At 69.1% G+C, this 13,345-nt stretch carries 12 protein-coding genes and 1 riboswitch; of the genes, 4 read left to right on the forward strand and 8 right to left on the reverse strand.

Annotated elements, in window-relative coordinates; all coding sequences use genetic code 11:
- Positions 1-21: 21 nt before the first annotated feature.
- From ACFVW6_RS02485 to ACFVW6_RS02520, 8 genes are all read right to left on the reverse strand, one after another.
- The gene (locus tag ACFVW6_RS02485; RefSeq protein ID WP_378824093.1) at positions 22-1,047 is read right to left on the reverse strand and encodes a linear amide C-N hydrolase; all 1,026 of its coding nucleotides are present in this window, start codon (positions 1,045-1,047) and stop codon (positions 22-24) included.
- A gap of 127 nt (positions 1,048-1,174) precedes the next feature.
- Positions 1,175-2,815, reverse strand: a complete 1,641-nt coding sequence (gene thiC, locus ACFVW6_RS02490) for a phosphomethylpyrimidine synthase ThiC (protein ID WP_378824092.1) — start codon at positions 2,813-2,815, stop codon at positions 1,175-1,177.
- Positions 2,808-2,936: riboswitch (TPP riboswitch) on the reverse strand. (Overlaps the previous gene by 8 nt.)
- Positions 2,937-3,010: 74 nt before the next feature.
- Positions 3,011-5,275 carry an MMPL family transporter gene (locus ACFVW6_RS02495; protein ID WP_378824091.1) on the reverse strand — a complete coding sequence of 755 codons (2,265 nt, stop codon included), beginning with the start codon at positions 5,273-5,275 and terminating at the stop codon, positions 3,011-3,013.
- 149 nt (positions 5,276-5,424) lie between these two features.
- Positions 5,425-6,612 (reverse strand): fumarylacetoacetase, encoded by a 1,188-nt coding sequence (fahA, locus tag ACFVW6_RS02500; RefSeq protein ID WP_378824090.1) that lies wholly within the window; start codon positions 6,610-6,612, stop codon positions 5,425-5,427.
- Positions 6,609-7,811: a homogentisate 1,2-dioxygenase gene (locus ACFVW6_RS02505; protein ID WP_378824089.1), complete on the reverse strand. Its 1,203-nt coding sequence runs from the start codon at positions 7,809-7,811 to the stop codon at positions 6,609-6,611. The genes fahA and ACFVW6_RS02505 overlap by 4 nt, the downstream gene beginning before the upstream one ends.
- 74 nt (positions 7,812-7,885) lie before the next feature.
- The gene (locus tag ACFVW6_RS02510; RefSeq protein ID WP_355274404.1) at positions 7,886-8,701 is read right to left on the reverse strand and encodes an exodeoxyribonuclease III; all 816 of its coding nucleotides are present in this window, start codon (positions 8,699-8,701) and stop codon (positions 7,886-7,888) included.
- A 16-nt stretch (positions 8,702-8,717) separates the two neighbouring features.
- A complete protein-coding gene (locus tag ACFVW6_RS02515) occupies positions 8,718-9,680 on the reverse strand; it encodes a GNAT family N-acetyltransferase (protein WP_378824088.1) in 963 nt (320 codons plus the stop codon).
- On the reverse strand, positions 9,670-10,260 hold the full coding sequence (locus tag ACFVW6_RS02520) for a peptide deformylase (protein ID WP_355274398.1): 591 nt from the start codon (positions 10,258-10,260) through the stop codon (positions 9,670-9,672). The genes ACFVW6_RS02515 and ACFVW6_RS02520 overlap by 11 nt, the downstream gene beginning before the upstream one ends.
- Positions 10,261-10,440: 180 nt before the next feature.
- On the opposite strand from ACFVW6_RS02520, the gene ACFVW6_RS02525 reads away from it, so the two are divergent.
- The 4 genes from ACFVW6_RS02525 to ACFVW6_RS02540 all read left to right on the forward strand — a co-directional run bounded on the left by ACFVW6_RS02525 (position 10,441) and on the right by ACFVW6_RS02540 (position 13,341).
- Complete coding sequence (locus ACFVW6_RS02525) at positions 10,441-10,758, forward strand: DUF3263 domain-containing protein (RefSeq protein WP_378824087.1); 318 nt, start codon at positions 10,441-10,443, stop codon at positions 10,756-10,758.
- Positions 10,759-10,800: 42 nt separating this feature from the next.
- A complete protein-coding gene (locus ACFVW6_RS02530; RefSeq protein WP_378824086.1) occupies positions 10,801-11,376 on the forward strand; it encodes a LytR C-terminal domain-containing protein in 576 nt (191 codons plus the stop codon).
- Between the two features lie 119 nt (positions 11,377-11,495).
- Complete coding sequence (locus ACFVW6_RS02535) at positions 11,496-12,188, forward strand: superoxide dismutase family protein (protein ID WP_357342350.1); 693 nt, start codon at positions 11,496-11,498, stop codon at positions 12,186-12,188.
- A 10-nt stretch (positions 12,189-12,198) separates the two neighbouring features.
- On the forward strand, positions 12,199-13,341 hold the full coding sequence (locus ACFVW6_RS02540) for a glutamate--cysteine ligase (RefSeq protein ID WP_355274388.1): 1,143 nt from the start codon (positions 12,199-12,201) through the stop codon (positions 13,339-13,341).
- Positions 13,342-13,345: the final 4 nt, after the last annotated feature.

Genomic DNA, 13,345 nt, shown 5'->3' on the forward strand with positions numbered 1-13,345 from the left:
GCTTCACGCCCCGGTCCCGGGTCAGGTCGAGGGTGTGATGTCGACGCACCAGGCCGCTCCGGTGTCGACGGTGGTGACCCCGGCCTGGTCGAAGTCGAGTTCGGCCAGGTCGACCGCGCACCAGACCGGGCTGTCGTAGAAGCGGACGAGATAGCGGCGGTGGTCGGCGGCGAGGGTGGCGATGACCGACCATTCCGTGTATTCGATCGAGTCGGGGCCGCTGTCGCCGGCACGGACGAAGCCCTTGGGGATGTCGAAGCTGTCGAGGATGTGGGCGGCGACGATGGCGGAGCCGGGTGCGTCGGGGGCCGGTTCGGCGGCCTGGGTGAGGGCGACCGCGCGGACGAAGCGGGAAGGCGGGGTGAAATCGCCGGGGAGGCCGAGCATTCCGCTGCCCTGGCCGAGGGCGCTCACGTCGTATCCCGACAGCGGCAGGTCGGGGACATTGACGGCAGAGAGATTGACGTAATTGCCGGTGTTGAGCAGATGCCATTCGAACGGGGGCGAATTCGTCAGGACCGACAGCGGATTGTCGTGCAGTCGGAGTTCGCCGTCGATGTATTCGGCGACCAGCGAATTGCCGCTCGCGTCGTGCAGGGTGTAGTGCAGTTCGATGGGCGCTCCGGTGCTGGGATCGGGCTGGCCCCACACCAGCACCCGTTCCAGGGCGGCCGCCGCCTCGCTCACCGACGCGCAGGTGGACAGCAGGTAATTGCCGACATCGTGGATCTGCGACATCGACTCGGATTCGCGGCCGACCGGCACCGCTTGGTATTCGGTGAAGTTCGGCAGGTACAGCGCGCCGAAATACAGACCGGCTTCGTTCACGCCGTCGAGCAGGCAGTCGCGGTCCAGCAGATTCATGCCGACGGTGCCGTAGGAGCCGCGCCAGGAATAGCCGGGAGCGTCGGGATCGGGGCTCTTGGCCTGGTACGACATGCCCCGGGGGAAGACGAGCAGGCGCGATTCGAGATCGAAGGCGAATTCCATGGTCCGTCCGGCGGTGACCGAACCGTCCGCGGCGGTGACGGTGAACGAAGTGCACATGCGAGTGATCCCTTTCCGGTCGGTACAGAAAAGGCTGCGCACAGGTGCTCTGTGCCGGAACAATGCTAGCCCCGGAAAGGGCCGGGACCGGCGCGGCGCAGCCGTGCCGGTCCCGGGGACCTCGGAATCAGACGACGGGCAGGTAGACCTTGTTGCCCTGGTCGGCGAACTCGGCCGACTTCTCGGCCATGCCCGCCTCGATGGCGGCCACGTCGGTCAGACCCTGCTTCTCGGCGTACTCGCGCACGTCGGCGGAGATCCGCATGGAGCAGAACTTCGGACCGCACATGGAGCAGAAGTGCGCGGTCTTGGCGGGCTCGGCGGGCAGCGTCTCGTCGTGGTATTCGCGGGCGGTGTCCGGGTCGAGCGAGAGCGCGAACTGGTCGTGCCAGCGGAATTCGAAACGCGCCTTGGACAATTCGTTGTCGCGGTCCTGCGCGTGCGGGTGCCCCTTGGCGAGGTCGGCGGCGTGGGCGGCGATCTTGTAGGTGATCACGCCGACCTTGACGTCGTCGCGGTTGGGCAGGCCCAGATGCTCCTTCGGCGTGACGTAGCAGAGCATCGCGGTGCCCGCCTGGGCGATGATCGCGGCCCCGATGGCCGAGGTGATGTGGTCATAGGCGGGCGCGATATCGGTGGCCAGCGGGCCGAGGGTGTAGAACGGCGCCTCCTCGCACAGCTCTTCCTCGAGCTTCACGTTCTCGACGATCTTGTGCATCGGCACGTGGCCGGGGCCCTCGATCATCACCTGCACGCCATAGGATTTCGCGATCTTGGTGAGCTCGCCGAGGGTGCGCAGCTCGGCGAACTGGGCCTCGTCGTTGGCGTCGGCGATGGAGCCGGGACGCAGGCCGTCACCGAGGGAGAAGGTGACGTCGTACTTCGCGAGGATCTCGCAGAGCTCACGGAAGTGCGTGTACAGGAACGATTCCTGATGATGCGCCAGACACCACGCGGCCATGATCGAGCCACCGCGCGAGACGATGCCGGTGACGCGCTTGGCGGTCAGCGGGATGTAGCGCAGCAGCACGCCCGCGTGCACGGTCATGTAGTCGACGCCCTGCTCGCACTGCTCGATCACGGTGTCGCGGTACATCTCCCAGGTGAGCTTGGTGGGATCACCGTTGACCTTCTCCAGCGCCTGGTAGATCGGCACGGTGCCGATCGGGACGGGGGAGTTGCGCAGGATCCACTCGCGGGTCTCGTGGATGTTCTTGCCGGTCGACAGGTCCATGATGGTGTCGGCGCCCCAGCGCGAGGCCCACACCATCTTCTCGACCTCTTCGGCGATCGACGATGTCACCGCCGAGTTGCCGATATTGGCGTTGATCTTCACCAGGAACTTCTTGCCGATGATGGTCGGCTCCAGCTCGGGGTGCTTGTGATTGGCCGGGATCACCGCGCGACCGGCGGCGACCTCGTCGCGCACCAGCTCCGGCGAGACGCCCTCGCGGGCGGCGATGAAGCGCATCTCCGCGGTGATGATGCCCTGGCGGGCCCAGGCGAGCTGGGTCGGCGGGCCGTCGACGGCGGGCTTGTCCCACTCGTCGCGCAGCTTCGGCAGGCCGGCCTCGAGATCGATCACCGCGTTGTCGTCGGTGTACGGGCCGGAGGTGTCGAAGACGTCGAAGTGCTCGCCGTTGGTCAGGTTGATCCGGCGCACCGGGATGCGCAGGCCGTCGACCTCTTGGTAGTGCTTGACGCTGCCCTGGATCGGCCCGGTGGTGACGGTGTCGACCGCCCCGGTCGAAGACGTGGCTGTGCCCATGGTGATTCCTCCCTACGCCGGCATTACCCGGTCAGGTTCATACGGTCGACGGCCCTGATCGCCCGAGAAATGGGCTAGCCGTCCTCTCAGCCCGCTGGTGCGAGCCCCCGTTGGCGTGTGTGAAATTTTCCGGGCCGACGATACCCGCCGTGGTGCGCGGCCCGCTCGGGAAGTCCCGCGCGGGCCGCGCTCGGCTCAGACCGAGACCGGGGTGGGCTCGGGCCGGTCGACCTTGTCGACGGTGGGCTCGTCGGCCTCGTGCAGCCCGAACCGGTCGTGCAGCCGCACCAGCGGCTTGGGCGCCCACCAGTTCCAGGTGCCCATCATCCGCATCAGGGCGGGCGCGAGCAGGCCGCGGATGACGGTGGCGTCGCTGATCACGGCCAGTGCGCAGCCGAGACCGAACAGCTTCATCATCGACACGCCGGAGGTCGCCACGCCGAGGAACACGATGCTCATGAGCAGCGCGGCGGCGGTGAAGATGCGGCCGGTGCGGGCCACACCCATCGCGACGGCCTCGGTATTGCCCTCGGTGGTCTTGGGCCCGGCCAGCCATTCCTCCCGGATCCGGGAGAGCAGGAACACCTCGTAGTCCATCGAGGCGCCGAAGGCCAGGCTGAACATGAGGATCGGCATGGCCAGGTTGAGCGTGCCGGTGGAGGTGAAACCGAGCAGCCCCGACAGGTTGCCCTCCTGGAAGATCCACACCATCGCGCCGAACGTCGCCGCCAGCGAGAGGATGTTCAACGCCAGCGCCTTCACCGGGAGCACCACGCTGCCGGTGAACAGGAACAGCAGCACCAGGGTGGTGATCGCGATCAGCGCGCCTGCCAGCGGCAGCTTGCCGGTGATCGCGGTGACGGAGTCCTGATTGAGCGCGGCGGGACCGGTGACCAGGGCCTCCGACGGTGCGGGGACGGCCCGGATCGCGTCGAGCTGGATCCGGCCCGCGTCGGAGTAGGGGTCGAGCGTGGTTGCGACCGACAGGTACGCGCCCGCCGACGGGTCCGACATCTCCGGCACGCCCGAGGCCACCCGCCAGCCGTTGCGATAGACGGCCGCGCTGCTGAGCACGGCGGGCACGTCCGGCACCTTGGACAGGGCGAGGGCATAGCCGTCCAGCTCGGCGGGGGTGCCGTGGAACTCCGGCAGCACGATGGTCGCGCTCGCGGCCATGTCGGCGTCGAACTCGGTGCGCAGCACGTCACCGACCTCGCGACTGGCCACGCCGGTGGGCAGCGACCGGTCGTCGGGGTAGCCGAACTGGACGCCGAGGAACGGCGACCCGAGCAGCAGCAGGAACGCGGTGGTCGCCAGCGCGATCGGCAGCGGCCGCTTCATCACGGCGGTGACCAGGCGATACCAGAACGTCTGCTGGGGCAGCTTGTCCACCCGCGGCGGCCGCCGGAACAGCCCGCGCAGCGGTGCGCGCAGGTCGATCGTGTCGATCCGGTCACCGACCAGGATGAGCAGCGCGGGCAGCACGATCACCGCGGCGGCGGTGGCGGCGGCGACCACCGCGATACCCGCGTAGGCGAACGACTTGAAGAAGTACTGCGGGAACACCAGCAGCGCCGACAGCGACAGCGCGACGACCAGCGCCGAGTAGACCACCGTGCGGCCCGCGGTCTGGATCGCCCGCTGTACGGCGGCGGCCGGGGTGGCGCCGGCGGTCAGCTCCTCGCGGTACCGGCTGACGATGAACAGGCTGTAGTCGATCGCCAGCGCCAGCCCGAGCGCGGTGGTCATGTTCAGCGCGAAGATCGACACGTCGGTGACGGCGGTCAGCACGCGCAGGATGCCCAGCGCCGCCGCGATGGCGAACAGGCCGATCGCGATGGGCAGCGCCGCGGCCACGACACTGCCGAACACCAGGGCCAGCAGCAGGCCCGTCACCGGGATGGCGACGGCCTCGGCGATCACCAGGTCCTTGCTGATCTGGGTGTTGATATCGGAGAACGAGGCGGCGAGCCCGCCCGCTTCGACCGTCACCGGCCCGCTGTCGACCCGGAGTTCCTCGCTGAGCTTGCCCGCGCGGTCCGGCAGCTGGGCGTCGTCACCCTCGATGCTGGCCAGGATGAGCGCTCGCTTGCCGTCCTTGCTGCGCAGCGCCTGCTGGAGATCGGGGCGCGAGGTCCAGTACGACTGCACCCCGCTGACGATGTCGGAGTGGCCGCGCAGCTGGGCGATCGCGGTGTCCGCGGCGGCGCGCGCGGCCGGCGAATCGGCGCCGTCCTCGGCGGTCACCAGCAGCACGTAATTCGGCTCGGAGCCGGGGAAGTGGTCGCTCAGGTACTGGCTCGCCTGCACCGAGTCGAGATCGTCGGTGACGAATCCGCCCGACTTCATGTGCGAGTGCACGGTGGCGCCGATGGCGCCGCTCAGGATCATCAGCAACAGTGCGACCGCGACGACCAGTCGTGGTCGGGCCACGGCGGCGCGGGCGATTCTCGTCAACATCGTCGGGCTCTCTGCTAGGGATCGTCGGACGTCACCGTATCCCGCAAAGAAATATGCTCGATACCACCCCAAGGTGGAGGTTGTACCACTACCATCTCCGCCCCTGGGTGGTTGCCGGGGTGATCATCGAAGCCGGGTCACCCGGGTGGTCAGGGCGTCCGCGAGGGCAGGATTCGGCCGCTGACCTCGCCGAGGCCGATGCGGCGGCCCGCCGTGCCGGGGGCGGTGGCGGTGATCGTCACCTCGTCGCCGTCGGCCAGGAAGGTCCGGGATTCGCCGCGCACGGTGACGGGTTGCGTTCCGCCCCAGGACAGCTCGATGAACGAACCGCGCTGATCGGTCTCCGGTCCGGAGATCGTGCCGGAGGCGTAGAGGTCGCCGGGCCGGATCGAGGCGCCGTTGGCGGTGAGGTGAGCGAGCATCTGCGCCGGTGACCAGTACATCCGCGCATAGGGCGGGTGTGCGACGACCTCGCCGTTCCAGCGGACGGCCAGGTCGATGTCGAGGCCGTGGTCGTCGCTGCCCCGCAGGTAGGGCAGGGGTGGCGGGTCCTGCGGCGGCAGCGGGACGCGGGCGTCGGCCAGGGCGGCGAGCGGGGTGATCCACGCCGCGAGCGACGTGCTGAACGACTTGCCCAGGAACGGGCCGAGCGGCTGGTACTCCCAGGCCTGGATGTCGCGGGCCGACCAGTCGTTGACCAGGGCGACGCCGAAGACGTGGTCGCTGAATTCGTCGACGCGCACCGGAACGCCGAGCGGTGACCCGGTGCCGACCACGAAACCCAGCTCGGCCTCGATATCCAGCCGCCGCGACGGCCCGAAATCCGGTGTGGCCGAATCGGTGCGGCGCTGACCCAGCGGCCGGATGATCGGCGTCCCCGACACCACGACGGTGCCGGCCCGGCCGTGGTAACCCACCGGCAGATGTCGCCAATTCGGCAGCAGCGGTTCGCTGTCCGGCCGGAACAGCCTGCCGAGATTGGTGGCGTGGTCGATGCTCGCGTAGAAGTCGACGTAGTCGCCGATGTGGATCGGCAGCGCCATCTCCACGCCGTTGACCGGGTGCACCGCCTCGATCGGCAGCTCGGTGCCGGCCAGCTCCCGCAGCCGGTCGCGGACCGTCCGCCAGTGGTCGGGCCCGGAGGCCAGGAAGGCGTTCATGGACGGCTGGGCTAAGACCGGATCGCCGAGCAGCGCGACGAGGTCGAGCACGGTATCGCCCAGCCGGGCGCCGACCCGGAAGCCGCCCCCTGGCGGCGCGAAAACGCCGTAGGGCAGGTTCTCCGGCCCGAACAGCGAGTCCGGCGCCACCTCGACCCGCAGCAGCCGCCCGCTCATCGCAGCCCCGGTCCGCGGCCCGACCAGGTCCAGGCGTAGGCCGGATCCTCGCAGGCCAGCGCGCCTTCACCGAGCTGGAGCGGCCGGAAGGTATCGACCATCACCGCCAGTTCGTCGAAGAACTCGGCGCCGATACTGCGTTCGTAGGCGCCGGGCTGCGGGCCGTGCGCGTAGCCGCCGGGGTGCACCGACACCGAACCCTGGGTGATCCCGGAACCTCGGCGCGCCTCGTAGTTTCCGCCGCAATAGAACATGATCTCGTCGGAGTCGACATTGGAGTGGTAGTACGGCACCGGAATCGACAGCGGGTGATAGTCCACCTTGCGCGGTACGAAATTGCAGACCACGAAATTGATCCCCTCGAACGCCTGGTGCGCGGGCGGCGGCTGATGCACTCGGCCGGTGATCGGTTCGAAGTCGGCGATGTTGAAGGTGTACGGATACAGGCAGCCGTCCCAGCCGACCACATCGAACGGGTGCGTCGCGTAGATCATCCTGGTGCCGACCACCTCCGCGCCCGGCCGATGCTTGACCAGCACCTCCACCTCCGTGCCGGTGGCCAGCAGTGGCTCGGCGGGACCGTGCAGGTCCCGTTCGCAGTAGGGCGAATTCTCCAGCAGCTGGCCGAATTTCGAGAGATAGCGCTTGGGCGGGGTGAGATGGCTGGACGCCTCGATCACATAGGCGCGCAACGGTTCCTCGCCCGTGGGCAGCCAGCGGTGGGTGGTCGCGCGCGGCATGATCAGCTGATCGCCCTGCCGGACCGGGACCGCGCCGAACACGCTCTCCACCACGGCCGCACCGGATTCCACGTAGACCAGCTCGTCGCCGATCGCATTGCGGTACAGCGGGGACGCGCCCTTGGCGACCACATACGAGATGCGCATGTCGGCATTGGCCAGCAGCAGCCTGCGGCCGGTCACCGGGTCGGTCCTGGCGGGGGTGTCGCCGGGGAACAGTGCGGGCAGGCGCAGATGACGGTGGCGCAGTGGGTGATTCGGCGTCAGCGACTGATCGGGGAGCTGCCACACGGTCGAGTCGACGATCGCGGGCGGTAGGCCACGGTGGTAGAGCAGCGAGGAGTCACCGGAGAAGCCCTCCTCGCCCATCAGCTCCTCGTAGTAGAGGTTGCCGCGCTCGTCCCGATGCTGCGTATGCCGCTTCGGTGGCACGAACCCGAGCTTCTGGTAGAACGCCACAAGCACACCTCCCGCTACGTCGCAGGTCGGATGATCCTGTCATCCACGGTACCGCTCGGGCGACGCGAGCCGGGTCAGTCGGAGAACTCCGCGATGACCGGGGCGTGGTCGCTGGCGCCCTTGCCCTTGCGCTCCTCCCGGTCGACCGAGGCGTCCTTCACCTGGTCGGCGAGGGCGGCGGAGGCCAGGATGAAGTCGATGCGCATGCCCTCCTTGCGGGGGAAACGCAACTGGGTGTAGTCCCAGTAGGTGTAGACGCCGGGGCCGGGCGCGAACGGGCGCATGACGTCGCGGAAGCCGGTGTCGAGCATGCCCTGGAACGCGGCCCGCTCGGGCGCGGAGGTGTGGGTCTTGCCCTCGAAGAGCTCCGGGGCCCACACGTCGTCGTCGGTGGGGGCGATGTTCCAGTCGCCGACCAGCGCGATCTTGGCCGCCGGGTCCTCGGTCAGCCAGTCGGTCGCCCGCTCGCGCAGGGTCGACAGCCAGTCGAGCTTGTACGCGTAGTGCGGGTCGTCGAGCGCGCGGCCGTTGGGCACGTACAGGCTCCACACCCGCACTCCGCCGCAGGTCGCGCCGATCGCCCTGGCCTCCACTACCGGCGATTCGAGCAGCGAGTCACCGGCGTTCTTGTCGAAACCGGGCTGCCCGGAGAACGCGGTCTCGACGTCGGTGAGCCCGACCCTGGACACGATCGCGACGCCGTTCCACTGGTTCAGTCCCACATGGGCGACCTCGTAGCCCGCCTGGTCGAACTGTTCGTAGGGGAACTGGTCGTCGCGGCACTTGGTCTCCTGGATCGCCAGGACATCGATGTCGTGGCGGTCGAGGAAGGCGGTCACCCGATCGACGCGGGAGCGGATCGAGTTGACGTTCCAGGTGGCGAGACGCACGGGTCGCGGTCCTTTCCTACGACGCGCTCGGCGGCGCGGCGTAGCGGTAGCTGTGGTGTTCCAGGAAGCCGAGCTCGCGGTAGAGCGCGAGTCCGGTGGCGTTGCCTACCTCCACCTGCACGTAGGCGTGGGTGGCGCCGTGCTCGGCGCCCCAGCGGATCAGCTCGGCGCACAGCAGCGAGGCCAGGCCGTTGCGCCGGTGCGCGGTCGCCACCGCGACACAGGTCAGGCCGACCCAGCGCCTCCCGTCCGGCGCGGTGGTGACCGCGCCGCGGCCGATCGCCAGCGCCTCCGGCAGGCCGAGCGAGGCGAACCCGAGCGTGCCGTCGATGACCGAGGTGAGGACCGCGACGTCCGGTTCCCGGACGGCGGGATCGAGCGGGATCTCGCCGCGATACCGGTGTGTGCGCAGCCAGCTCTCGCTCGGCGCGCCGGTGATCTTGACCATCGACGGGCCCTGCGGCAGGACGAAATTCGCGATGTCGAGCCCGAGGACGACGGTCTCGCTCCAGGTGTTCCAGCCCGGCGGCACCGGGGCCAGCCGATCGGGCAGTTGCAGCAGCAGCGGCAGCCCGTTGGCGGTGTACCAGTCCGCGATCTTGTGCATGGTGTCGATCGACAGCACCGCGGGCACGCCGGACTCACCCAGCGGCACAGCGGAATTCGCGCGCCCGGTGTATCCGGCGCCCGCCCGCGCGAGCCAGCCGTCGATCCACAGATGCGCGCTGCCCGGCCAGGCGGCGGCCGCCGCGGTCTCCAGCGAGCGGATCTCCCTGGTGCGAATCGGCCGCGGACCCAGGGCCTTCAGCGCGACGACCCGATCGGGCGCCACCGAGACCAGCTCGCCCTCGGCGGTGCGCACCGACGGCGGACTCAGCGACACCAGCTCGCCGATCACATCGGTGAGCGGCTGGGGATACCCCTCGGGGAGCTGGTACCGCATGACGACGCGGCGGCCGAGGGGGATCTCAGTCGTCATGGCCGAACGGGTCGGGCACCGTGCCGGGGATCCAGCTCAGACCCGGTGTGCCCCAGCCGTTGCGCTTGATCGCCTTCTTCGCCGCGCGGGCGTTGCGGCCGATCAGCACGTCGACGTAGAGGAAGCCGTCGAGGTGGCCCACCTCGTGCTGGAGCATCCTGGCGAAGAAGCCGGTGCCCTCGATGTCGACCGGCTCGCCCTTCTCGTCGGTCCCGGTGACCCTGGCCCAGTCGGCGCGACCGGTGGGGAACTGCTCGCCCGGCACGGACAGGCAGCCTTCCTCGTCGTCGTCGGGATCGGGCATGGTCTCCGGGATCTCGGAGGTCTCCAGCACCGGGTTGATCACCAGGCCCTTGCGGCGGATCGGCTTGCCCGCGGCGTCGAAGTCGGGGCAGTCGTAGACGAACAGCCGCTTGCCGACCCCGACCTGGTTGGCCGCCAGGCCGACACCCTTGGACTCCTCCAGGGTGTCGTACATGTCCGCGATCAGGTCGGCCAGCTCGGCCGGCGTCTCCGTCACCGGTGCGGTGGGGTTGTGGAGGACGGGGTCACCGACGATCACGATCGGGAGAATTGCCATGAGCGCCATTATCGCCGGTCGCGCGCGTGGGTGAGCGGCGGCCCCTGTGGGGTACGACACCCTACTGGCCCGTAGTCAACACGCCGGGACATCGCTCGGAGGATCCGGCTCCTGCGTGGTTGAATGATCCGCGACGTGCAAGCGTCATTTTCATCTCGTGATACTCGGCGAGGGAGCAAGATGGACGGCGCAGCGGCTCGCAACATCGAGGCGGGAACCACACAGGACACGGCCCCCGACGACGGCAGCGGGCTGAGTCGCCGTGAGCTCGACATCCTCGACTTCGAACGCAAATGGTGGAAGTACGCGGGCGCCAAGGAAGACGCGATCCGCGAGCTGTTCGCCATGTCGGCCACCAGGTACTACCAGGTGCTCAACGCGGTCGTCGACAAGGACGAGGCGCTGGCGGCGGACCCGATGCTGGTCAAGCGCCTGCGCAGGCTGCGGGCCAGCAGGCAGAAGGCCCGCGCAGCACGCCGACTCGGTTTCCAGGTCTGACATGACGGCCACACAGCACCGGTTGCGACTAGGGTTGCGCGGGTGAGCAACCCGAATCCCACCCCCGGCGGCCCGCCGCTGCGCGCGCTGGCGATGGTGTTGATCGCCCTGGCCATCGTTTTCGCGGGTCTGGGTGCGATGTCGTTGTCGAACTCCGATGCCGACTCCGCCGATTCGGCCGAGCCGACCGAGACGACGACGTCGAGCGTGGTCGCGCAGGCGCCGGCCACCACGGCCGCCGCGACGACCACCAGCGCGGCCGCTGCCCCGACCACCGCCAAGACCACCACGACGACGGTCGCGCCGACCACCACGGCGGCGCCGAGCACCGCGCCCGCGGCTTCGGTCGACCAGAGTGTGCCCGTGCGGGTGCTGAACAACAGCCTGGTCGCCGGCCTGGCCGCGCGCACCGCGGGCGAGCTGACCTCGTCGGGCTGGAGCAACGTGAGCACCGGCAACTACAGCGGCGAGAACCTCACCACCACCACGGTGTTCTACGGCGGCGGCGCGGGCGACAAGGCCGCGGCCGCCGAGATCGCCGCGGAGATCGGCGGGACCGTCGCGCCGAAGACCGGCGACACCTCGCCGGGCGTGGTCGTCGTACTGACCGGTCGCTGAACGAGGCTCGGCACGCGGTGCCGAGTGGGGAACGTGCGCTGTGGCATCATCTTGAGCGGTACAGCCCCTGTCCACCCAGCTTTACTCGTTAAACTCGGTACTCGTAAAGGAGTTCCCTGATGGCCACGTCGACAACTCGTCGCCCGTCCTGGCGCATTGTGACCCCGGTGCTGGCGGTTGCCGCGTTCGGGCTCGCCGCTTGCTCCAACAGCCAGGAGTCGAGTGACGTCAAGGGAACCACGCCGCCGGTGTGGACCAGCTCGCCCGCGCCCGCGGGTTCCGGTACCGAGCACGGTGGCGGCCACGGCACCCCGACGACCGCGAACCACGGCGGCGGCGACCACGGCGCGCCCGCGGCGGGCGGTCTGAAGACCGAGCTCAAGTCGGGTTCCGGCGCGAGCGTCGGCACCGCGACCTTCGTCACCGAGGGCAGCCACCTGGTGGTCACCGTCGAGGCGCAGGGCCTCACCCCGGGCTTCCACGGCCTGCACTTCCACCAGAACGGCACCTGTGAGGGCGACTTCACCTCGGCCGGCGGTCATCTGCAGGTCGGCGCCGCCAACGCGCACCCGGCCAGCGGCGACCTGACCTCGCTGCAGGTCGGTGCCGACGGCACCGCCAAGCTGGTCACCCGCACCGACACCGTCACCCTGGACAACATCAAGGGCAAGGCGCTGATCGTGCACTCCGGCGCCGACAACTTCGGCAACATCCCGTCCCGGTACACCCGCGAGGGTGGCACCGGCCCCGACGAGACCACGCTGTCCACCGGTGACGCGGGCTCCCGGGTCGCCTGCGGCGTGGTCGGTTAGCGAGACGCGCATGGCCGGGGCAATCCAGTCGGTACCCTTCCCAGGTTCGCCCCGGCCCACCATCGGCATCGAATGGGAGATCGCGCTCGTCGACAAGGTGACGCGCGATCTGTCCAACACCGCCTCCGCGGTCTTCGACGCCGTCGGTGACCGGCGTGCCCACGACGGCACGCCCCAGGTGACCAAGGAATTGCTGCGCAACACCGTCGAATTGGTGACCGGTGTGCACGACACGGTCGGCGGCGCGGTCGAGGACCTGCGCGGCACCATGGACGCGGTGCGCCGCGCGGCCGATCCGCTCGGCGTCGACCTGTTCTGCGCGGGCACCCATCCGTTCGCGCAGTGGTCGGCCCAGCAGCTCACCCGCTCACCGCATTACGACGAGCTGATCGAGCGCACCCAGTGGTGGGGCCGCCAGATGCTGATCTGGGGCGTGCACGTGCACGTGGGAGTCTCGCACCGGGACAAGGTCTTTCCGATCCTGAACTCGCTGCTGCTGTCGTACCCGCATCTGCTCGCGCTCTCGGCCTCCTCGCCGATGTGGTCCGGTGACGACACCGGCTACGCCAGCAACCGCGCGCTGATGTTCCAGCAGCTGCCGACCGCCGGGCTGCCGTTCCAGTTCGAGAACTGGCCGCAGTTCGAGGGTTTCGTGCACGACCAGCTCAAAACCGGTGTGTTCGAACAGCTCGGCGGCATGCACTGGGACATCCGGCCGGCGCCCAAATGGGGCACCATCGAGATCCGGGTGTGCGACGGGCTGTCCAGCCGGGCCGAACTGGCCGCGGTGGCCGCGCTGATCCACTGCCTCGTCGTCGATCTGGAACGCAGACTGGACGCGGGCGAGGACCTGCCGACGCTGCCGCCGTGGCACGTGCAGGAGAACAAGTGGCGCGCCGCGCGCTACGGGCTCGACGCGATCGTGATCGTCGACGACGCCAGCAATGAGCGTTTGGTCACAGACGATCTGATGGAACTGCTGAACAAACTCGAGCCGACCGCCAAGCGTTTGGGCTGCTCGGACGAATTGGCCTCGGTCGCCGACATTCCCCGCCACGGTGCCTCCTACCAGCGGCAACGCCGAGTCGCGGCGCAATCGCAGGGTGATCTTGTCGCTGTCGTGGATTCGCTGGTGCGAGAGCTGGATCAGTAGCGTT

Origin of the sequence: Nocardia sp. NPDC058244 (assembly GCF_042882065.1) — a bacterium.
Classification (GTDB): Bacteria; Actinomycetota; Actinomycetes; order Mycobacteriales; family Mycobacteriaceae; genus Nocardia.